This is a genomic window from Rhodococcus sp. ARC_M12 (assembly GCF_022810385.1).
Taxonomy (GTDB): Bacteria; Actinomycetota; Actinomycetes; order Mycobacteriales; family Mycobacteriaceae; genus Rhodococcoides; species Rhodococcoides navarretei.
This window is the reverse complement of the sequence record NZ_JALGQI010000001.1, coordinates 386,254-406,077: the sequence shown is the minus strand read 5'-3', so window position 1 is coordinate 406,077 and position 19,824 is coordinate 386,254. Positions and strand designations below refer to the sequence as shown.

The 19,824-nt window shown below is 65.5% G+C and carries 21 protein-coding genes; 10 read left to right on the top strand and 11 right to left on the bottom strand.

From position 1 onward, the window contains the following. The first annotated feature begins 1 nt into the window (after position 1). Both MTX35_RS01880 and MTX35_RS01875 read left to right on the top strand, forming a co-directional pair. Positions 2-1,000, top strand: coding sequence for a bifunctional oligoribonuclease/PAP phosphatase NrnA (locus MTX35_RS01880; RefSeq protein WP_243593319.1), 999 nt, complete (start codon positions 2-4; stop codon positions 998-1,000). After that, positions 997-2,325, top strand: a complete 1,329-nt coding sequence (locus MTX35_RS01875) for an MATE family efflux transporter (RefSeq protein WP_243593318.1) — start codon at positions 997-999, stop codon at positions 2,323-2,325. Before MTX35_RS01880 ends, MTX35_RS01875 begins: the two co-directional genes overlap by 4 nt. On the opposite strand, the gene MTX35_RS01870 is transcribed toward MTX35_RS01875, so the two are convergent. The 4 genes from MTX35_RS01870 to MTX35_RS01855 are packed head-to-tail and all read right to left on the bottom strand — an operon-like array spanning position 2,310 to position 5,458. After that, positions 2,310-3,428: a sulfate/molybdate ABC transporter ATP-binding protein gene (locus MTX35_RS01870; protein WP_243593317.1), complete on the bottom strand. Its 1,119-nt coding sequence runs from the start codon at positions 3,426-3,428 to the stop codon at positions 2,310-2,312. The two genes, MTX35_RS01875 and MTX35_RS01870, sit on opposite strands and share 16 nt — an antisense overlap. After that, positions 3,425-4,255 carry an ABC transporter permease gene (locus MTX35_RS01865; protein WP_243593316.1) on the bottom strand — a complete coding sequence of 277 codons (831 nt, stop codon included), beginning with the start codon at positions 4,253-4,255 and terminating at the stop codon, positions 3,425-3,427. Before MTX35_RS01865 ends, MTX35_RS01870 begins: the two co-directional genes overlap by 4 nt. Then, entirely contained in the window at positions 4,252-5,043 is a 792-nt protein-coding gene (gene modA / locus MTX35_RS01860) for a molybdate ABC transporter substrate-binding protein (protein WP_243593315.1), read from the bottom strand. The genes MTX35_RS01865 and modA overlap by 4 nt, the downstream gene beginning before the upstream one ends. A 16-nt stretch (positions 5,044-5,059) precedes the next feature. Beyond that, positions 5,060-5,458 (bottom strand): molybdopterin-binding protein, encoded by a 399-nt coding sequence (locus MTX35_RS01855; protein ID WP_243593314.1) that lies wholly within the window; start codon positions 5,456-5,458, stop codon positions 5,060-5,062. Between the two features lie 241 nt (positions 5,459-5,699). Between MTX35_RS01855 and MTX35_RS01850 the strand changes: the two genes are divergently transcribed. From MTX35_RS01850 to truB, 3 genes are read left to right on the top strand one after another with little or no spacing between them, the layout of a single operon-like run. Then, complete coding sequence (locus MTX35_RS01850; RefSeq protein ID WP_243593313.1) at positions 5,700-6,623, top strand: metallophosphoesterase; 924 nt, start codon at positions 5,700-5,702, stop codon at positions 6,621-6,623. Next, a complete protein-coding gene (locus tag MTX35_RS01845) occupies positions 6,620-7,285 on the top strand; it encodes a 4'-phosphopantetheinyl transferase superfamily protein (protein WP_243593312.1) in 666 nt (221 codons plus the stop codon). Before MTX35_RS01850 ends, MTX35_RS01845 begins: the two co-directional genes overlap by 4 nt. 35 nt (positions 7,286-7,320) lie before the next feature. Further along, positions 7,321-8,253, top strand: coding sequence for a tRNA pseudouridine(55) synthase TruB (gene truB / locus MTX35_RS01840; RefSeq protein WP_243593311.1), 933 nt, complete (start codon positions 7,321-7,323; stop codon positions 8,251-8,253). Between the two features lie 34 nt (positions 8,254-8,287). Here the strand turns inward: truB and MTX35_RS01835 are convergent, their stop codons facing one another. From MTX35_RS01835 to MTX35_RS01820, 4 genes are read right to left on the bottom strand one after another with little or no spacing between them, the layout of a single operon-like run. Beyond that, on the bottom strand, positions 8,288-9,004 hold the full coding sequence (locus MTX35_RS01835; protein WP_243593310.1) for a metal-dependent transcriptional regulator: 717 nt from the start codon (positions 9,002-9,004) through the stop codon (positions 8,288-8,290). 37 nt (positions 9,005-9,041) lie between these two features. Continuing rightward, entirely contained in the window at positions 9,042-9,914 is an 873-nt protein-coding gene (locus tag MTX35_RS01830; RefSeq protein ID WP_243593309.1) for a metal ABC transporter permease, read from the bottom strand. Between the two features lie 3 nt (positions 9,915-9,917). Continuing rightward, the gene (locus MTX35_RS01825) at positions 9,918-10,745 is read right to left on the bottom strand and encodes a metal ABC transporter ATP-binding protein (protein WP_243593308.1); all 828 of its coding nucleotides are present in this window, start codon (positions 10,743-10,745) and stop codon (positions 9,918-9,920) included. Next, positions 10,742-11,704 carry a metal ABC transporter substrate-binding protein gene (locus MTX35_RS01820; RefSeq protein ID WP_374230212.1) on the bottom strand — a complete coding sequence of 321 codons (963 nt, stop codon included), beginning with the start codon at positions 11,702-11,704 and terminating at the stop codon, positions 10,742-10,744. Before MTX35_RS01820 ends, MTX35_RS01825 begins: the two co-directional genes overlap by 4 nt. A 103-nt stretch (positions 11,705-11,807) precedes the next feature. Here MTX35_RS01820 and MTX35_RS01815 point away from each other — a divergent pair, with 103 nt between their 5' ends. The 4 genes from MTX35_RS01815 to MTX35_RS01800 all read left to right on the top strand — a co-directional run bounded on the left by MTX35_RS01815 (position 11,808) and on the right by MTX35_RS01800 (position 17,179). Next, the gene (locus MTX35_RS01815) at positions 11,808-12,776 is read left to right on the top strand and encodes a bifunctional riboflavin kinase/FAD synthetase (RefSeq protein ID WP_243593307.1); all 969 of its coding nucleotides are present in this window, start codon (positions 11,808-11,810) and stop codon (positions 12,774-12,776) included. 122 nt (positions 12,777-12,898) lie between these two features. After that, a complete protein-coding gene (rpsO, locus tag MTX35_RS01810) occupies positions 12,899-13,168 on the top strand; it encodes a 30S ribosomal protein S15 (RefSeq protein ID WP_027496764.1) in 270 nt (89 codons plus the stop codon). 395 nt (positions 13,169-13,563) lie between these two features. After that, the gene (locus MTX35_RS01805; protein WP_243593306.1) at positions 13,564-15,825 is read left to right on the top strand and encodes a polyribonucleotide nucleotidyltransferase; all 2,262 of its coding nucleotides are present in this window, start codon (positions 13,564-13,566) and stop codon (positions 15,823-15,825) included. A 67-nt stretch (positions 15,826-15,892) separates the two neighbouring features. Beyond that, positions 15,893-17,179 (top strand): pitrilysin family protein, encoded by a 1,287-nt coding sequence (locus MTX35_RS01800; protein WP_243593616.1) that lies wholly within the window; start codon positions 15,893-15,895, stop codon positions 17,177-17,179. Here the strand turns inward: MTX35_RS01800 and MTX35_RS01795 are convergent. Then, a complete protein-coding gene (locus MTX35_RS01795) occupies positions 17,176-17,346 on the bottom strand; it encodes a hypothetical protein (protein WP_243593305.1) in 171 nt (56 codons plus the stop codon). The genes MTX35_RS01800 and MTX35_RS01795 overlap by 4 nt on opposite strands. A 23-nt stretch (positions 17,347-17,369) precedes the next feature. Between MTX35_RS01795 and MTX35_RS01790 the strand changes: the two genes are divergently transcribed. Continuing rightward, on the top strand, positions 17,370-18,152 hold the full coding sequence (locus MTX35_RS01790; RefSeq protein ID WP_243593304.1) for an SDR family oxidoreductase: 783 nt from the start codon (positions 17,370-17,372) through the stop codon (positions 18,150-18,152). Between the two features lie 8 nt (positions 18,153-18,160). On the opposite strand, the gene MTX35_RS01785 is transcribed toward MTX35_RS01790, so the two are convergent. Both MTX35_RS01785 and MTX35_RS01780 read right to left on the bottom strand, forming a co-directional pair. Continuing rightward, positions 18,161-18,904 (bottom strand): polyprenol monophosphomannose synthase, encoded by a 744-nt coding sequence (locus MTX35_RS01785; protein WP_243593303.1) that lies wholly within the window; start codon positions 18,902-18,904, stop codon positions 18,161-18,163. Between the two features lie 97 nt (positions 18,905-19,001). After that, positions 19,002-19,766 (bottom strand): 2-phosphosulfolactate phosphatase, encoded by a 765-nt coding sequence (locus MTX35_RS01780; protein WP_243593302.1) that lies wholly within the window; start codon positions 19,764-19,766, stop codon positions 19,002-19,004. Positions 19,767-19,824: the final 58 nt, after the last annotated feature.

The window sequence follows — 19,824 nt, the reverse complement described above, 5'->3', positions numbered from 1 at the left end:
CATGTCCGTTGGTTCGGGGACGGAGTCGGAGACCGTACAGGGCCTGGCGCAGGCGATCGAGATGCTCGAACGTGCATCCTCGGTGACCGTGCTGTGCCACGTTCAGCCCGACGCCGACACGATCGGGAGTGGGCTTGCGCTCGGTTCGGTACTCGAACGTCGCGGCGCGACGGTTCAGGTGGCATTCGCAGCACCGGCGTCGTTGCCCGAGTCCATGGACGAGTTGCCCGGTAGGCACCTTCTGGTCGACGCCGACAAGGTCACCGACACCGTCGACCTGGTGGTCACAGTCGACGCCGGCAGTCGGGGTCGGCTGGGTTCACTGGGCGACCGACTCGATACCGCGTCGGCCACCCTTGTCATCGATCACCACCGCAGCAACACTCGCTTCGGGACGGTGAACGTGGTGCATGCGTCCGCGGAGTCGACCACCGCCGTGATCGCGCGACTGCTCGACCAGTGGGGCGTCGAGATCGATGCCGATCTGGCCCACCTGCTGTTCGCAGGCTTGGTCACCGACACCGGATCGTTCCGCTGGGTTCGTCCGGGGTCTCATCTGCTGGCCGAGAGATTGCTGGCCACGGGGATCGACGGCGCTCACATCGCCCGCAAGCTCCTCGACACCCATCCGTTCGACTGGCTGCCGATGCTCGGGTCCGTACTCGGTTCGGCAACATTGATTCCCGACGCGGCCGACGGGCGAGGGCTGGTGTACGCCGTCATTCGCAGCGAGGATTCGGCCGGACTGCGGTCGGAGGAGGTCGAGAGCGTGATCGACATCGTGCGCACCACGTCCGAAGCCGAGGTTGCCGCAGTGCTCAAGCAACAGGACTTCGGCTCGGTCTGGGTGGTCTCCCTGCGCTCGAAGACCGAGGTCGACGTCTCTGCGGTGGCGTGCGAACTCGGCGGCGGCGGACACCGCAATGCGGCCGGCTACACCGCACACGGCGACCTGCCCGATGTGATCGATGCGCTGCGCGGGGCCCTCTCGGCGTCGTGAGTTCCACTCCGGTCACCGCTCGAAGAATTCTCGGCCTGTCGCTGCCCTCCCTCGGCGTCCTCGCCGCCGAACCCCTCTACCTGTTGTTCGACGCCGCCGTGGTCGGCAGGCTCGGTGCCTTGGCCCTCGCAGGCCTGGCGATAGGTGGTCTCGTGCTGGCCCAGGTCAGCACCCAGCTGACCTTTCTGTCCTACGGAACGACCGCGCGAGCGGCCCGCATGCACGGTGCCGGTCGGGAACGCGATGCCGTCGGTGAGGGTGTGCAGGCAACCTGGTTGGCCTTCGCGATCGGGCTCGGCATCGTCGCGGTGATGCAGTTCGCCGCCGAGCCCGTGGTGTCGGTGCTGACCGGCGGCGGCGACATCGCCGTCGAGGCCGTCGCGTGGCTGCGGGTGGCTCTGCTGGGTGTGCCGTTCATCCTGGTGTCGCTGGCCGGAAACGGATGGATGCGCGGTGTCCAGAACACGGTGACGCCACTGCGTTTCGTGGTGTTCGGTTTCGGGGTGTCCGCGGTGTTGTGTCCGCTTCTGGTCCATGGGTTGCTCGGATTTCCGCGTCTGGAGCTGGTGGGATCTGCCGTGGCCAACGTGATCGGGCAGGGCGTTGCCGGTGCGTTGTTCGTCGTCGCGGTAGTGCGGGCGAGCGACGAGCTGCGCCCGCGCTGGTCGGTGATGCGCGCGCAGTTGGTGCTGGGCCGTGACCTGATCGTGCGCAGCCTCGCGTTTCAAGCCTGCTTCCTCTCGGCCGCTGCGGTCGCATCGAGGTTCGGAGCGGCCTCGGTTGCCGCGAACCAGGTGGTTCTGCACATGTGGAACCTGGTGTCGTTGATGCTCGATTCGTTGGCGATCGCCGCTCAGACCCTGGTCGGGGCTGCCCTCGGCGCAAGCAGGATCGAGGACGCGCGCGCACTCGCGTGGCGATTGACGGCGTGGTCGACGGTGTTCGCGGTCGTCCTCGCCGGCGTGTTCGCAGTAGGGCGATCGTTCGTCCCGCAGCTGTTCACCACCGACGCGTCGGTCATCGGTGAGATGCATGCGATCTGGTGGATCTTCGTCGCGATCATTCCCATTGCGGGGGTGGTGTTCGCGTTGGACGGAGTGCTGCTCGGCAGTGGTGACGCGGCTTTCCTGCGGAACGCGACCCTGGCGTGTGCCGTAGTGGGCTTTCTGCCGTTCATCTGGTGCGCGCTCGTGTTCGATTGGGGGCTGGTCGGCATCTGGACAGGCCTCGGCGTCTTCGTCGGCCTTCGGATGCTCGCGGTCGCAGGCCGGGTGCTGTCCGGGAAGTGGTTGGTCATCGGCAGCGACCGTCAACTACGCCGGTAGCCATCGCTCCTGGCGGGCGACGGCAATGCGGGGTGCAACGCCACCTCACGGCTCTTGACGACGAAGAACACGCTGCGGCCGGGCTCGAGCCCGAGATCCGAGACTGCAGCAGGGGTGATGTCGGCGGCCATGCCGGGAGACCCGTCGGGTTGTGGACGTGAGCGGACGCGTATGCCGGAGCCTTGTACCTCCATCTCCTCGATCACCACCTCGAATACGTTCCGGGGGCTGGCGTGCGGTGCAGTCGGGTGTACCGAGACGGCGGCGGGGGAGAACACCGCTACCAATGGAGTTCCGGTGGTGTGCCGCCCGGAGCCATGGACGGACACTCCCCAGTTCGTGGTCAGGGACGTCGAGTCGTCGGCATCGACCGCCCGTCCCGAGATCAGGTTCACCCCGGCGATGCGGGCACCGAATTCGCTGCGAGGGGCGGTCAGTACCTCGGTGACCGACCCTCGCTCGACGACGCGTCCACCATCGATGACCGCGACGGAATCTGCGAGGGCAACGACGTCGAGCAGATCGTGGGTCACGATCAGGGCCGTGCGGCCGCTCTCGCGCAACACTGTGCGCAGCACTCGTCGAATGCCCGGTGCCGTGTCCACATCCAGCGCCGCCAGCGGTTCGTCGAGCAACAGCAGTCGTGGATCGGCCGCGAGAGCGCGCGCAATGGCGATACGTTGGGCCTGACCGCCCGACAGCTGCGCAGGGCGGCGATCTGCCAGGTGGGAGGCTCCGACCGCACCCAGCCAGGTGTCGGCGACGGCCCGCGCGGTGGCGCGTTTCGCGCCGGTGCTGCGTGGTGCGAAAGCCACGTTCGTGCGCGCGTCCATATGAGGAAACAGCAGAGCTTCCTGAGCGAGGGTCGCGACGCCTCGGGCGTGAATCGGAACTGCGGTGTTCGAGGCGGTGTCGGTCAACACGTCCTCGCCGAGTCGGACCACACCGTCGTCGGGTGCCACGACGCCCGAGATCAGTTGCAGCAGTGTCGATTTGCCTGCCCCATTCGGCCCGAGGACGGCGACCGTCTCACCCTCGAGTGCATCGAGTTCGAGATCGATGCCGCGACTGCCGAGGGTGGCCCGGAGGTGGAGTGAGTTCACAACGTTCCCGACGACCGTGTGCCGCGCGCGGTCACGACGACGAGTGCCGCGACGAGAATCAGCACCAGCGACAGCGCTACTGCGGCATCGGGGTCGCTCTCGCGCTGCAGATAGATTTCCAGAGGCAGTGTCCTGGTCACGCCTTCGAGGGAGCCGGCGAAAGTCAGCGTCGCTCCGAATTCTCCGAGTGCGCGCGCGAAGGCGAGAACGGTTCCTGATATCAGCCCGGGAAGAATCAACGGAACGGTCACTCGCCGTAGGACGGTCGTCGGTGTGGCTCCCAGGGTGGCAGCCACCACGTCGTAGCGGTCACCGGCCGTACGCAACGCGCCCTCCACGCTGACGACGAGAAACGGAAGCGACACGAAGACCTGCGCCAGTACCACGGCCGAGGTGGTGAAGGCGATCCGAATCCCGAAGGCCTCGAGATGTTCGCCCAGCAGCCCTTGGCGTCCGAAGGTGTAGAGCAGCGCGATGCCGCCGACCACCGGTGGCAGAACCAGGGGCAGTACGACGAGGGAGCGAAGGATCGAGAGGCCACGAATCGAGCTGCGCGAGAGCACGATGGCCATCGGCACGCCCAGAAGCACGCACACAGCGGTACTGGTCGTCGCCGTCTTCAGGCTGAGAATCAGTGCTGCAACCGCCGATTCGGAGGTGACGAGTTCGAGAAAGTTCGACCAGTCGATTCGGGTGAACATCGCGGCCAGCGGCAGAACGACGACGAGTGCTCCCACAGCAGCCGGTGCGAATATCCACACCGGTACTCCGACGGTCGGACGGTGCCCTGCGGTGGACCGCCCGCCGTCGGCGGCTCGAGCGGTCATGGTGCCGCGAAGCCGGCTCGACCGAGCACATCTCGCCCGACGGGTCCGGCGACGAACTCGGTGAATGCTCGCGCTGTGTCCGGGTTGCCGGAACCGCTCAACGTCGCGATCGGGTAGATGTTGACGGCCTCACTGGACTCCTCGAAGGGCACCGTGGTCACGGCTGCGCCTGCCCCGGAAGCATCGGTGACGTAGACCAGTCCGGCATCGGCCTGCCCCGAGGTGACCTTGCCCAGCACGTCGGTGACCGAGGATTCCTCGCTCACCGCCGGAATCGTCCTACCCGTCGCTGACTCGATGGTTGCCGTCGCCGCGCCGCACGGCACCTGGGGTGCGCAGATCACGGTGAGGACGTCGGGGTTCGTCAGGTCGGCGAAGGATGTGATGCCGAACGGATTTCCGGGGGCGGTGACGACGGTCAGCGTGTTGGAGGCGAAGTCGACCGGTTCTCCCGCGACCAGGCCCTCGTCGACCGTCTCGGTCATGTTCTTCGTGTCTGCCGAGGCGAAGACGTCGGCCGGAGCACCGGAGATCAGCTGTGCGGCCAGATCGGAGGAGCCCGCGAAGCTGAACTCCACCGACGTGCCGGGGTGTTCGGCCTCGAATCGAGCACCGAGATCGGTGAACGTCGCGCGAAGCGATGCCGCGGCGAAGACGGTGATCTCACCTCCGACCGCGTTGCCGTCCGAGGCCACATCGGGTGTGCCCGGGTCGGACTGCGAGCTGCACCCCACGAGCATCAGGGTGGCTGCAACCAGAACTGCGGATGCCGAGCGCATTGTCTTCATGGACATCTCCAGCGTTCTACGGTGTCTCGACGATGACGGTGGTCGCCTTGACGACGGCGACGGTGACCTTGCCGGGCTCGAGCCCCAGTTCGCGAACCGATCGGGTGCTCATCAACGACACGATCGTGAACGGCCCGCACTGCATGCTCACCTCGCTCATCACCGCGTCCGAGACGACCTCGGTGACCAAACCCACGAGCCGGTTGCGGGCAGAGCTGCCGCCCGACGAGATCTCCGGCGGGGGGACGGCATGCTCGCGTGCGTAGTCGGCCAGGTCCCGGCCTGCGATGACCTTGCGTCCGGTCTCGTCCTCGAGCGAGGGGAGCGCGCCGCTGTCGATCCATCTGCGCACGGTGTCGTCACTGACGCCGAGGAGCGCTGCGGCATCTCGAACGCGAACCGGGGGCACTGTCATCGAAGCGCCGACAGGGCAGATGTCCGCAAACAAGTCATATCGAGCACCATATACCCGAATTTGCGGAGATACCGACCCGATTGCGTCTTCGGCGACCGGAACGACCCGGCCGGCGACCGGGTAGCCGCGTCACCCCGCCGGGAGGCGCCGCGGAATCTGCGGGGAGTATTGGACGTTGGTACGTTCTCGGACGGTTCTGGCGATTCGAAGCCGGCGGCCGAGCGCATCGAAAGGATTTTCAGTGGCAGCGAAGCTGTGGGCAGTGAGCGACATACACGTCGGACATCGAGGCAACCGACCGGTCACCGAGGACATCTTTCCCGAGTCGCCCGACGACTGGCTGATCGTGGCCGGCGACGTATCGGAGAAGACCGACGACATCAAGTGGGCGCTCGAACTGCTGCGTAGCCGCTTCGCGAAGGTCATCTGGGTTCCCGGAAACCACGAACTGTGGACGACGGTGAAAGACCCCGTCCAGATTCACGGAGCCGCTCGGTACGAGTACCTGGTCAACCTGTGCCGCGAGATCGACGTCGTCACCCCGGAAGACCCGTACCTGCGGTGGGAGGGTGAGGGTGGCCCGGCGACGATCGTGCCGATGTTCCTGCTCTACGACTACACGTTCCTGCCGCAGGGAGCGCGCGACAAGGAGCACGGGCTGGCGATCGCACGTGAGAAGAACGTCGTCGCCACCGACGAATTCCTGCTGTCCTCGCAGCCGTACGCGACGCGCGACGCCTGGTGTCATGCGCGGATCGAGGCCACCCGGGAGCGCCTCGACGCGCTGGACACCTCTGTTCCGACCGTGTTGATCAATCACTTCCCGATGGTTCGGCAGCCGACCGAGGTGCTGTTCTACCCGGAATTCGCGCTGTGGTGTGGATCCACCCTCACGGCGGATTGGCATACGCGGTACAGCGCGATCTGCTCGGTGTACGGGCACCTGCACATCCCGCGGACCACCTACTACGACGGCGTTCGCTTCGAGGAGGTGTCGGTGGGCTACCCGCGCGAATGGCAGCGGCGTGGACTGCCGAACAACGTTCTGCGACAGATCCTTCCGGTCCCCGAGTATCCGCCGGGCGCGTTGAACAAGTGGGGCGGACACTTCACCGTGACGCCCGAGATGGAGGCAGAGGTCGAGAAGATGAGGGCCGGCAAGTGATCGAATCCATACTTCCCGACGGCGTAGTCTCGGCCGAGTTGTTCGCCGATCCGCCGGGTTTGACGCCGCATCCGCTCGAAGCGCCGCTGGTCGCCAATGCGGTGGACAAACGCAAGCGGGAGTTCACCTCGGCTCGACACTGCGCACGGGTGGCGATGGAGAAGCTGGGTGTGGAGCCGGCACCGATCATGCGCGGCAAGTCCGGTGCACCGCAGTGGCCGAAGGGTGTGGTCGGATCGTTGACGCACTGCGACGGGTATCGCGGTGCGGTATTGGCGTACTCGATGCAGGTGCGTTCGGTGGGGATCGACGCCGAGCCGCACGGGCCCTTGCCCGACGGGGTGCTCGAGGCGGTGAGCTTGGCGGCCGAACGGGACTGGCTCGAGACCGCAGGCCGTGAGGACGTGCATTGGGATCGAGTGTTGTTCTGCGCCAAGGAAGCCACGTACAAGGCCTGGGAGCCGTTGACCGGACGGTGGCTCGGCTTCGAGGACGCGCACATCACGTTCGAGCGCACCGGCTCGGGTGACGACATCTCGGGAACGTTCCACTCCGAGCTGCTGGTGCCCGGGGACACGGTGTCCGGGCCGCCGTTACGGGCCTTCGACGGTCGATGGATGGTGGCGGGCGGTCTGGTGATGACCGCGATCTCGGTGATGTGACGACCGGCTCCGCGAGCCTGGCACAATGCTCTCTCGTGAGTGCTCGCGAAAAGATCTCGTCCGGTCTCGTCGGTGCCGGCCTGCTGGTGGTCGACAAGGGGCCGGGAGTGACGAGCCACGATGTGGTGGCGTCGTGCCGAAAACTGTTGCGCACCAGGAAGGTCGGCCATGCGGGGACGCTGGACCCCATGGCGACCGGCGTGCTGGTGCTCGGCGTGGAGCGTGCGACCAAGATGCTGGGCTTGCTCTCGCTGACCACCAAGTCGTACACCGCGACCGTCCGGCTCGGCCGGAGCACGACGACCGACGACGCCGAGGGTGACGTCCTGGCCGATGTCTCGGCCGCGCACGTCTCCAACTCGGAAGTCTCGACCGCGATCGCCGCCCTCACCGGTGACATCGAGCAGGTGCCTGCCAGTGTCAGCGCCATCAAGGTCGATGGACAGCGAGCCCACAAGCTGTCTCGAGCCGGCGAGGAGTTCACCCTCGCCGCCCGGAAGGTCAGCGTCACCCGATTCGACGTGACGGCCAGACGTGATGTGGCCGACGGCGAATCCGCGTTCGTCGACCTCGATATCGAGGTGGAGTGCACGTCGGGGACGTATGTTCGGGCCCTGGCACGTGACCTCGGTGCGGCGCTGGGAGTGGGTGGGCACCTGACAGTGCTGCGTCGCACTCGTGTCGGGCCCTTCACTCTCGAGCACGCACGCACACTCGAGGAACTGGCCGAGGATCCAGCCGTGAGCCTGGACATCGACGAGGCTGCGCGAACGGCTTTTCCACACCGGCAGATCGACGCCTCGGAAGCTGAATCGTTGAGCCAGGGACGGTGGCTGGATCCGATCGGAATCGACGGGGTGTACGCGGCCGTCGATCCCACGGGTCACACCATCGCTCTGCTCCAGGAGAAGGGCAAGCGCGCCAGTTCGGTCATGGTCGTGCGGCCCGCAACGTTGCGCGGGCACTGAAACATTCGGCACGGGTGCGGCACGGACCCGAAGATCAGTTCGCTGGAACCATCCAGATCGCCTCGGCGGCACGGTGGCCGAGGTCGATGGAATCGGTGGCGTCGGTGCGGGCCAATTCGATGGCCACGGTACCGGCGTAGTCGCGTCGTTCGACCACCGTGATGGGCAGGTCGAGCGTGATGCCGACGGAATCGAAGTAGCGAAGCATTGCCGGGTCGGAATCGGAGATTCGGGCAACGCGGCCGGACTGTCCGTCGATGTACTCGCTCAGGCGGGTTGCGGACGGTGTGTCGATTGCGCCGTCGACCGAGGGAATCGGGTCGCCGTGCGGATCTCGCTCGGGGTGGCCGAGTTTCGCGTCGATGCGGTCCATCATCAGGTCGGAGACGGCGTGTTCGAGGATCTCGGCCTCGTCGTGCACCTCGTCCCATCCGTATCCGAGTTCGCGAACCAGGTAGGTCTCGATCAGACGGTGCCGACGAACCATGCCGATGGCAGCCAGACGACCCTTCTCGGTCAGCGAGATCGCCCCGTACCGGGCGTGGTCGACCATGCCCTGGTCGGCGAGCTTGCGAATCGCCTCGGACACCGTCGATGCCGAGACACCGATGCGCTCGGAGAGCATCTTGGTGCTGACGGAGTCCTCGCTCCACTCGCTGGCCGTCCAGATGACCTTGAGGTAATCCTGCGCAACCGCCGACAGCTGGACGCCCTCGTCGGCCGGTGCGGAATCGGTTTTTTGTTGCGCCACGTCGCCGAGCTTAGGCAATCCAATGGAAAAAGACACCTCACCCGGCCGGAGCTACCGGCACCTGTCCGCGTTGCCGGAGAGCACGGACCACGATGCCCTGCGAGGGGCTGAAGAGGTACGCGAGCACGAAGACGAGTCCCTGGGTCAGCACGACGCTGCCGCCGGAGGACACGTCGAGATAGAAGCTGGCGTAGATCCCCACCAGCGCGCAACCCACCGAGATGAGCGGTGCGAGCACCAGCATGCGGCCGAAGCTGTGCGTGAGCAGATAGGCGGACGCACCGGGAGTGATGAGCATCGCCACCACGAGAATGACACCGACGGCCTGAAGTGCGACCACGGTGGTCAGGGCGAGCAAGGTCAGCATCACGGCCGAGATCACCGTCGGGTTGATGCCGACGGCGCGGGCCTGGGTGCGGTCGAAGGCGAAGAGAGTGAAGTCGCGACGCTTGACGATCATGACGGCCAGCGCGATTCCGCCGAGGACGAACACCTGGACCATGTCGGCCTGCGAGACTCCGAGCAGATTGCCGAACAGGATGTGGTTGAGGTCGATCTGACTCGGAAACTTCGAGATCAGAACGACGCCGAGCGCGAACAGAGTGGTGAAGACGACGCCGATCGCGGCGTCCTCCTTGACGATGGTGGTGTTGCGGACCACTCCGATGGCACCGACCGCGATGAGAGCGAACAGAAGTGCTCCGATCGCGAACGGTGCCCCGAACAGGTACGACAGCGCAACGCCGGGAAGGACTGCGTGCGAGACGGCGTCGCCCATCAGTGACCAGCCGATGAGGACGAGCCAGCAGCTGAGTACCGCGCACACGATCGAGGCGGTGACGGTCACCAGGAGCGCCCGCTGCATGAAGGTGTATTCGAGTGGGTCCACGAGAAAGTCGATCAGGTACACGGTTCAGCTCGCTTCCGGAGTTCGGGTTGCCGGAGTTCGCGTGCCCGCACCCAGTTGGTCGACCTTCGACGGGTCGATGCCGAAGGCCAGAGCCAGGTTCTCCGGTCGCAGTACTTCGGTTGGACTGCCGTGCATCAGCACCCGCTGCTGCAGCAGGATCGCTTCGTCGCACAGCTCCGGTAGGGCATGAAGATCATGGGTGGACACGAGAACCGAGGCACCGTGTGCGGCGAGCTCGCGGAGCAGTCGGGTGATGGTGGCTTCGGTCTTCTTGTCCACGCCGGCGAAGGGCTCGTCGAGCAAGAGCAGCGACGCCTCCTGGGCGATGGCGCGGGCGACGAACGCACGTTTGCGTTGACCGCCGGAGAGCTGGCCGATCTGTCGGTCCGCGAGTTGAGCTAGGTCGACGCGCTGAAGAGCCTCGTCGACGGCCAGTCGATCGGCTGCTCGGGGAGTACGAAAGAAGTTCTGCTTCCCGTATCGGCCCATCATCACCACGTCGCGCACGCTGATCGGGAACGTCCAGTCGACGGATTCCGCCTGGGGCACGTAGCTGACCGTGCCTGCCTTGCGCGCCTGGGCCGGGTCGCCGCCGAACACGGTGATCGAGCCGGAGTTCGGCTTGACCACGCCCATGACCGCCTTGAACAGCGTGGACTTGCCCGATCCGTTCATGCCCACCAGTCCGCACACCCGGCCGGGTGCGAGCGTCAGGCTGGTATCGACGAGAGCCACGACGTCGCGGTATCGAACGTTGACGGTGTCCACCGTCAGCGCTGCCCCGGTCTCGTGCGGGGCCCTGTGGTGCGGTGCACCGGTGTGCGGGGTCATCGTTCTCCTACCAGTGCGTCGGCGATCAACCGTGCGTCGTAGCGCAGTAGATCCAGGTACGTGGGGACGGGGCCGGCCGCGTCGCTGAGCGAGTCGACGTAGAGCTGTCCGCCGAACCGAGCCCCGGTGTCCTCGGCGACCTGCAGCTGCGCCTTGTCCGAGACGGTCGACTCGCAGAACACGGCGGGTACCTCGTTGTCGCGGACGAAGTCGATGGTGCGGACCACCTGCTTCGGCGTTCCTTCCTGCTCGGCGTTGACCGGCCACAGGTAGGCCTCCTGCAGATCGAAGTCACGAGCCAGATAACCGAATGCGCCCTCACAGGTGACGAGCGCACGTTGACGATCGGGCAGCCCGGAGAGATCTGCGTCCAGTTCGGCACCGACCTCGCGGAGCTGTCCGATGTACGCGGCTGCGTTCGCGCGGTAGTCGTCGGTGTTGGCGGGGTCGAGCACGACGAACGCGTCGGCGATGTTCTCGACGTACGTCTCGGCGACGACGGGGGACATCCAGGCATGTGGGTTCGCTTTGCCCGCGTAGGCGTCGTCGCGGATGTAGATCGGGTCCACGTTCGCACTCACCACGGCGTGGGGTGCGGGGATGCGCTCGACGAATTTCTCGAACCAGGCCTCGAGCCCGAGACCGTTGTCCAGGATCAGCTCGGCCTGCTCTGCGGTGCGCAAGTCTCCGGGTGTCGGCTCGTAGCCGTGGATCTCGGCAGCGGCTTTTGTGATCGATTCCACTCGAAGGTGGTCGCCGGCGACATTGGCGGCCATGTCGGCGAGAACGGTGAAGGTCGTCAGCACCAAAGGTCTGCCGTCGTCGAGTAACGGCGGATCTTCTTCTCCGACAGCGCGGGCGCAGCTGGTCGACGCCGCTACCAGTAGTCCCACCGCGGCCCAGCTCGCGAGGATCCGCCGAGTGCGAGATCCTTGCAGGCGAAGAAATAAGTTAGGCACCCCGAAATATTTACCGTGGGGATACCTTTTTGTCCATACCCGCCACATGCGACACGCCTGTCCGAGAGTGACCGAGCGGCCGTCGGGCCGTAGGCTTCGCAGTGTGCAGAGATGGCGAGGTCTCGACGATGTACCTGCCGACTGGGGTCGGTGCGTGCTGACGATCGGCGTCTTCGACGGCGTTCATCGCGGACACGCACAACTGATCGGGCGAGCGGTGGCCGCTGCGAAGAAGCGCGGCGTTCCCAGCGTGCTCATGACATTCGATCCCCACCCGATGGAAGTAGTGCGGCCGGGGAGCCATCCTGCTCAGTTGACCACCCTGACGAGGCGAGCCGAACTGGCCGAGGAATTGGGAATCGACGTGTTCTGCGTGATGCCGTTCACGCCCGAGCTGATGAAGCTCACCCCCGAGCGATACGTGCACGAGATCCTGATCGAACGCCTGCACGTTGCCGAGGTCGTCGTCGGCGAGAACTTCACGTACGGAAAAAAGGCGCTCGGCACCGTGCCCATGCTGCGCAAGATCGGCGAGCGGTCCGGATTCGCAGTGGACGGAGTCAATCTGCTCGCCGAGCATGCCGTGACGTTCTCCTCGACGTACATCAGATCGTGCGTGGACGCCGGAGACGTCGCCGCGGCCACTGCCGCGCTCGGGCGACCGCACCGCGTCGAGGGTGTCGTCGTGCACGGCGACGGTCGAGGTCGTCAAATGGGCTACCCCACAGCCAATGTCGCGCCACCCATGTACTCCGCCATCCCAGCGGACGGCGTCTATGCGGCGTGGTTCACCGTGCTCGGGCCCGGGCCGATCATGGGGACCGTGACGCCGGGGGAGCGGCATCCGGCCGCCGTGTCGGTGGGCACCAATCCCACGTTCTCGGGTCGTACCAGGACCGTCGAGGCGTTCGTGCTCGACGGCGAGGCCGACCTCTACGGGCAACATGTGGCAGTCGACTTCGTCGACCGGCTGCGTGGAATGGAGAAGTTCGACTCGATGGAAGCGCTCGTGGAGGAAATGGGACGCGACGCCGAGCGAGCGCGCTCGATCCTGGCGACCAGCACGGCCTGATAGGCTGTCCCCTCGGTGCTCGCTGCGGTCCGCGGCGGCTGTACCGGCTTCCATCCCGTGGTCTCGACCACGGGGCGCGTTGCTTCCTTTCACGCGGACGTCATTGATCAGGAGTAGTACCAGTGGCATTGACCACCGAACAGAAGAAGGCCGTTCTCGGCGAGTACGGCTTGCACCCCACCGACACGGGCTCGCCCGAGGCGCAGGTTGCAATGCTCACCAAGCGCATCGTCGACTTGACCGAGCACCTCAAGATGCACAAGCACGACCACCACTCCCGCCGCGGCCTGCTGCTGCTGGTCGGACGTCGTCGTCGCCTGCTCAAGTACATCGCGAAGGTCGACGTCACCCGCTACCGTTCGCTCATCGAGCGTCTGGGTCTGCGTCGATAATTCGCATCGACGCGAGGATGTCACCGATGCACGGTTCGACGCGCCGGTGCGCACCCGACTCGCAGCAATAGTGCAGTAGCCAACGAGGCAGTGCTTAGACTGTTCCTCGTTGGCTATCTGTGTTTGTACCGCAAGAACAGTTACGCCAGCACGACAAAGTGGATGCACGGCATCCGCACACCGCCGTGTATGCCTGTCACGCCGTGGTGACGGTCTTCGGTAGTGGCCTTTCGGATACGAGATCCGGTGGGCTTCGATCGATGGCCGCCTCCGCGCAGCCGCGTCCCGAGAGAAGATCTCGTCGGATGGACGGCACAGGTATGCCGCCACAGCCAGGAGGGCTCGTGGTGTGTCCGCGCGGGCACGGCAAAGACGAGAGGACGAGAACAGAACATATGACAGAGACAACAACCGTGGACGTCGAAGAAGGCGTCTACGAAGCAACTGCGATCATCGACAACGGCACGTTCGGCAAGCGGACCATCCGCTTCGAGACCGGCCGCCTCGCACAGCAGGCCGCAGGCGCAGTCGCCGCGTACCTCGACGAGGACACCATGCTGCTGTCGGCTACGACCGCAGGCAAGCACCCCCGCGAGGGATTCGACTTCTTCCCGTTGACGGTCGACGTCGAAGAGCGCATGTACGCCGCGGGCCGGATCCCCGGATCGTTCTTCCGCCGCGAAGGCCGTCCGTCCACCGACGCCATCCTCACCTGCCGCCTGATCGACCGGCCGCTGCGTCCGACATTCGTCGACGGACTGCGCAACGAGATCCAGGTCGTCATCACGGTCATGAGCCTCAACCCGGCCGATCTGTACGACGTCGTCGCGATCAACGCGGCATCCGCATCGACGCAGATCGCCGGACTGCCGTTCTCCGGCCCGATCGGCGGCGTTCGCGTCGCATTGATCGACAAGCAGTGGGTCGCGTTCCCGACCAACGAGCAGCTCGAGAAGGCCGTGTTCAACATGGTCGTCGCCGGCCGCATCGTCTCCGGCTCCGGTGCCGACGCGGACGTCGCGATCATGATGGTCGAAGCAGAGGCCACCGAGAACGTCATCGAGCTCATCGAGGGTGGTGCCACCGCCCCCAACGAGGCGGTCGTCGCCGAAGGCCTCGAGGCATCGAAGCCCTTCATCGCAGCCCTGTGCACCGCACAGCAGGAGCTCGCGTCCAAGGCTGCCAAGCCCACCGGCGACTACCCGGTCTTCCCGGCGTACCAGACGGACGTCTTCGAGGCCGTCGAGAACGCCGCGAAGATCCCGCTGAACGAGGCACTGACCATTGCCGGCAAGGCCGAGCGTGAGAGCAAGCTCGACGAGGTCAAGGCTCAGGTCCTCACCTCGGTCGGAGACAGCTTCGCCGGCCGCGAGAAGGAGATCGGCGCTGCATTCCGCGCACTGACCAAGAAGTCGGTTCGCCAGCGCATCCTCACCGATCACTTCCGCATCGACGGCCGCGGCATCACCGACATCCGGTCGCTGTCCGCCGAGGTCGCGATCATCCCGCGTACCCACGGATCGGCTCTGTTCGAGCGCGGCGAGACCCAGATCCTGGGCGTCACCACCCTCGACATGGTCAAGATGGCGCAGCAGGTCGACTCGCTCGGACCCGAGACGTCCAAGCGCTACATGCACCATTACAACTTCCCGCCGTACTCCACCGGTGAGACCGGCCGCGTCGGTTCGCCGAAGCGTCGCGAGATCGGCCACGGGGCACTCGCCGAGCGCGCCCTGCTGCCGGTTCTGCCCAGCCAGGCAGAGTTCCCGTACGCCATCCGCCAGGTCTCCGAGGCACTGAGCTCCAACGGCTCGACCTCGATGGGCTCGGTCTGCGCATCGACCCTGTCGTTGCTCAATGCCGGTGTGCCGCTGCGTGCCCCGGTTGCCGGAATCGCCATGGGCCTGGTGTCCGACGAGGTCGACGGCGAAACCCGCTACGTCGCACTCACCGACATCCTCGGTGCCGAGGATGCGTTCGGCGACATGGACTTCAAGGTCGCCGGAACCAAGGACTTCGTTACGGCACTGCAGCTGGACACCAAGCTCGACGGCATCCCCTCCAAGGTGCTCGCCGGCGCGCTGTCACAGGCCAAGGATGCACGCACGACGATCCTCGAGGTCATGGCCGAGGCCATCGACACCCCGGACGAGATGAGCCCGTACGCACCTCGCGTCACCGCGATCAAGGTGCCGGTCGACAAGATCGGCGAGGTCATCGGGCCCAAGGGCAAGATGATCAACTCCATCACCGAGCAGACCGGTGCCAACATCTCCATCGAAGATGACGGCACTGTCTACGTCGGTGCAGCGGACGGCCCGTCCGCACAGGCCGCGATCGACATGATCAACGCCATCGCCAACCCGCAGCTGCCGAAGGTCGGCGAGCGATTCCTCGGAACCGTCGTCAAGACAACGGCTTTCGGTGCATTCGTCTCGCTGCTCCCGGGCCGCGACGGACTGGTGCACATCTCGAAGCTCGGTAACGGCAAGCGCATCAACAAGGTCGAGGACGTCGTCAGCGTCGGATCGAAGTTGCGCGTCGAGATCGCCGATATCGACAACCGCGGCAAGATCAGCCTCGTACCCGTCGAAGACGACAACGCGGCTGCTCCCGCCGACGCTCCCGAGGCACCCGCCGAGGTCAGCGCTGAGTAAGAAGCAACCGAGCCGAACGGTACGTCCCCTCGGGACGTACCGTTCGGCCGTTCCAGAGAGCACTGGTATCGACACCGGCGTGCATCGCACCACTCTGCCCGGCGGTCTTCGGGTCGTCACCGAGTTCGTGCCCGGCGTTCGCTCGGCCTCGGTCGGTGTGTGGGTCGGAGTCGGTTCACGGGACGAGCAACCCAGTGTTGCCGGAGCAGCTCACTTCCTCGAACATCTGTTGTTCAAGTCGACTCCCACACGCAGTGCACTCGAGATCGCTCAGGTGATGGACGGTGTCGGCGGAGAGCTGAATGCGTTCACCTCGAAGGAGAGCACCTGCTTCTACGCGCACGTGCTCGACCAGGACGTGGCGCTTGCCATCGATCTGGTCAGCGATGTGGTGCTACGCGGCCGATGCCGATCGGCAGATGTCGACGTCGAGCGTCAGGTGGTCCTCGAAGAGATCTCCATGCGCGACGACGATCCCGAGGATCTCCTGGGAGATGCGTTCCTGGAAGCGATGTTCGGCGATCATCCGATCGGACGCCCGATCATCGGTTCCGTCGAATCCATCGAGTCGATGACCCGTGCACAATTGCACTCGTTCCACGTTCGCCGATACACGCCGCAGCGCATGGTCGTTGCGGTTGCGGGCAATGTCGATCACAAGCAGATCGTCTCGCTCGTGCGCCGAGCGTTCTCCGGCCATCTGGTCAAGGGCGTACGGCCGGCCGAAAGAAGGTCCGGCACAGCACGATTGCGCACTGCTCCCACGTTGAGCCTGACCACTCGCGACAGTGAGCAGGCGCACCTGTGCCTGGGTGTGCGGGCGTTCGGCCGGCACGAAGGGCATCGCTGGGCGTTGTCCGTGCTGAACTCCGCAGTGGGAGGCGGGCTCAGTTCCCGTCTGTTCCAGGAGATCAGGGAAGAGCGGGGCCTGGCGTACTCGGTGTACTCGTCGGTGGACACGTTTGCCGACAGTGGCGCTTTCTCCGTCTACGCCGGTTGTCAGCCCGAGAACTTGGGCGAAGTGACCACGGTGATCAGGGAAGTGCTGGCCAAGGTCGTCTCCGAGGGCATCACCGACGCGGAGTGTGCGCGGGCCAAGGGTTCGTTGCGTGGTGGGTTGGTTCTGGGACTGGAAGATTCGGGCTCTCGGATGAACCGGATCGGTCGTAGTGAACTGAACTACGGCAATCACCGCGACATCACCGACACGTTGGCGCGGATCGACAGTGTCGGCAACGACGAGGTACGCGAGGTCGCTGCCGTGTTGCTCGACCGTCCTTTCGGTGCCGCGGTGGTCGGCCCCTACAAGAACGTCCGCCAGCTGCCGGCGTCGGTCAAGTCTCTGGTTCGCTAGCGCAGGCGATGACGTCGCACACTGCGCGGCGGGGAGACGATCGGCTCGAATGCGTGAGTGGAGTTGAGCGCCGCTATTCCGTGCACGGAGGTCCACAGTCGTAGGGCGGTGAACTGTGGATTCTCCGGCGCGACGGCATGGACCGCGCATTCGACGTTGACGTGCATGCCCGTACGGTCGACAATGCAGCATGAGCGATGGGCGTACCGTCCTTGTCACCGGTGTGGGTCGACGCCGCGGTATCGGCTACGCCATCACCCGCCGGCTGTTACGTGACGAGAGCACTCGCGTCTTTGCGCAATCCTGCGATGCCTACGACGCGAGCGAACCGTGGGGAGCAGGGACGCCGGGAGCAGTGCAGGTACTCGCCGAGTTGTCCACCACAACAGATGAACTCGGGCATCTCGACATCGATCTCTCCGATGCCGACGCACCTGCCGCCCTGTTCGATGCTGCCGAATCCAGGTTCGGTGCCCTCGACTCGTTGGTGATCAACCATGCGCGATCACAGCTTGGCCACCTGGGTTCTCTGACGGCAGAGAACCTCGACCTGACGTGGGCGGTGAACGTGCGCGCGTCGTTGCTTCTGGTGCAGGAATTTGCGCAACGGTACGTCGATCACCGAGACGGCGGACGCGTCGTGCTGTTCACGTCCGGGCAGGGAGAGGGGCCGATGCCGACCGAAATTCCGTATGCGGTGACCAAAGGGGCCGTCGCCGCGATCACACCGACCTTGGCCGATTCGCTGATCGAACGGGGCATCACCGTCAACACGATCAATCCGGGTCCGACCGACACCGGTTGGGCGAGTGCCGATCTGGACGAGTTCGTCTCACGCCACATGCCGCGCGGTCGGTGGAACTCACCGGACGAGGCCGCGGCCGTCGTGGCGATGTTGCTCTCGCCCGATTCCGGCTCGATCACCGGTCAGGTCATCGGTGCCGAAGGTGGATTCCGACGCTTCACACCGTGACGCTTCGGTCAGAGCTTCTTCTTGCGCAGCAACAACTTCCAGGGCACCAGCGCCGACTCGAGCTGAACCGACAGGCTCATCTTGGATTCGCCCTCGCTGCGCTCTTCGAAGGTGATCGGCACTTCGGCGAGACTGAGGCCGTGCTTGACGGTTCGGTAGTTCATCTCGACCTGGAATGCGTATCCGTTGCTCTCGACCGAGGCCACATCGATGGTGCGCAGGGTGCGCGCGTGCCACGCCTTGAATCCCGCTGTCGCATCCTTGACGCCGAGGCGCAGGATGGTGTTGACGTAGAAGTTCGCCCACGCGGACAGGGCCTTGCGGTGCCAGGGCCAATCGGCGGCGACCGCCCCGCCGGGTACGTATCGCGATCCGAGCACCACGGCCGCATCCGTGGTGTTCAGTTTGTCGATCATCGCCGGGATGACCTCGGTGGGGTGCGAAAGATCGGCGTCCATCTGAATGACGATGTCCGCACCCTCGTCGAGCGCCCTCGTCATGCCTGCGACGTATGCGCGTCCGAGACCGTTCTTCTCGGTGCGGTGTAGGACGCTGACGTCGATGGGGCCGTCTATGGCCAACTTGTCGGCGATGTCCCCGGTGCCGTCGGGCGAATTGTCGTCGACCACCAGCACACCGAGCCCCTCTACCTGCAACCCGGCCAGCAGCTGGACGAGCTTGGGAAGGTTCTCACGTTCGTTGTACGTCGGCACAACGACGGTGGTCTTCGGGGCGACTCGTTCCGTACTCACCACCGTATGATCCGTGATTCGGGTGTCCGATCCAAATATCGGACACGACCGGCCGTGTCGGGTCGGCATCGTGGGTCGTTTTCGAGCGCCCGTCGATTCATGACCGAGTCGCGTCGACGAATACGCCGTCGCGCAGAATCGGGACGCAGGAACTCGAATCGACCTCGGCTGCAATGGCTACATCTTCCGGGTGTCCCATCCCGGTCAATTCGCGGCCGGAGCTGCATTGCTGCAGCTCGGAGCCCACGTCGTGCTCGACGGCTCGCCACGCGGCCGCGGCCGTTCGCGCCTCCGGGGAAGCATCGGAAGCTCCGGCATCGAGCAGGGCGGCGATGACTGCACCGGCACCCCACAGGTCCTCGACTGCAGGCCGAAGGGATCCGTCCGGCCACCGTTCCCCGGCCGCTATGACGGTTGTCACGGCACTTCGGTTGTGGGCTCGTATCCACCGCGCTACCGCGGATGCGTTTCTCAGCGACGCTCCGACACACAGCGGGGCCGTGCTCGCGAGCTCGTGGGCGATGGTGGACCCGTTCGGTGACGGCAGCACCAACCGAGCGGGGGCAGGCGCGGCCCGCACGGTGGCCGGGCACAAGCTGATCCGGCCCGGTGCGGCGGCCGATCGTCCCACTGCGAGGACTGCGTCGAACTGCTCGGCCAACTGTGTGGCTCGGTCGTCGCGCCACTGACTGGGGATGACGTCGATGCCCGCGTCCACAGCAACCGTGAGAGTGGTCGTGAAAGACAGGACATCCACGACGACGGCGATGTCTGCGCCGTCGACGATGGCGTCGGCACCAGCAAGACCCCAGTCGAAGCGGAGGCCGAATGCGTTCTGGGACAGTACGGAGTCGGCCGGCATTTACGGAACGGTAGCAAGTCCGGTGCTACGTTCGGTGCGGGATCCAGTGGGGGGAGAG

Excerpts from the sequence above, each read along its gene's own strand:
- MTX35_RS01790 (WP_243593304.1), top strand. The coding sequence starts at position 17,370 with ATGAGCGATGGGCGTACCGTCCTTGTCACCGGTGTGGGTCGACGCCGC.
- MTX35_RS01780 (WP_243593302.1), bottom strand. The coding sequence starts at position 19,766 with ATGCCGGCCGACTCCGTACTGTCCCAGAACGCATTCGGCCTCCGCTTC.
- MTX35_RS01865 (WP_243593316.1), bottom strand. The coding sequence starts at position 4,255 with ATGACCGCTCGAGCCGCCGACGGCGGGCGGTCCACCGCAGGGCACCGT.
- MTX35_RS01795 (WP_243593305.1), bottom strand. The coding sequence starts at position 17,346 with ATGCACGTCAACGTCGAATGCGCGGTCCATGCCGTCGCGCCGGAGAAT.
- MTX35_RS01805 (WP_243593306.1), top strand. The coding sequence starts at position 13,564 with ATGACAGAGACAACAACCGTGGACGTCGAAGAAGGCGTCTACGAAGCA.
- modA (WP_243593315.1), bottom strand. The coding sequence starts at position 5,043 with ATGAAGACAATGCGCTCGGCATCCGCAGTTCTGGTTGCAGCCACCCTG.
- MTX35_RS01855 (WP_243593314.1), bottom strand. The coding sequence starts at position 5,458 with ATGACAGTGCCCCCGGTTCGCGTTCGAGATGCCGCAGCGCTCCTCGGC.
- MTX35_RS01825 (WP_243593308.1), bottom strand. The coding sequence starts at position 10,745 with ATGACCCCGCACACCGGTGCACCGCACCACAGGGCCCCGCACGAGACC.
- MTX35_RS01880 (WP_243593319.1), top strand. The coding sequence starts at position 2 with ATGTCCGTTGGTTCGGGGACGGAGTCGGAGACCGTACAGGGCCTGGCG.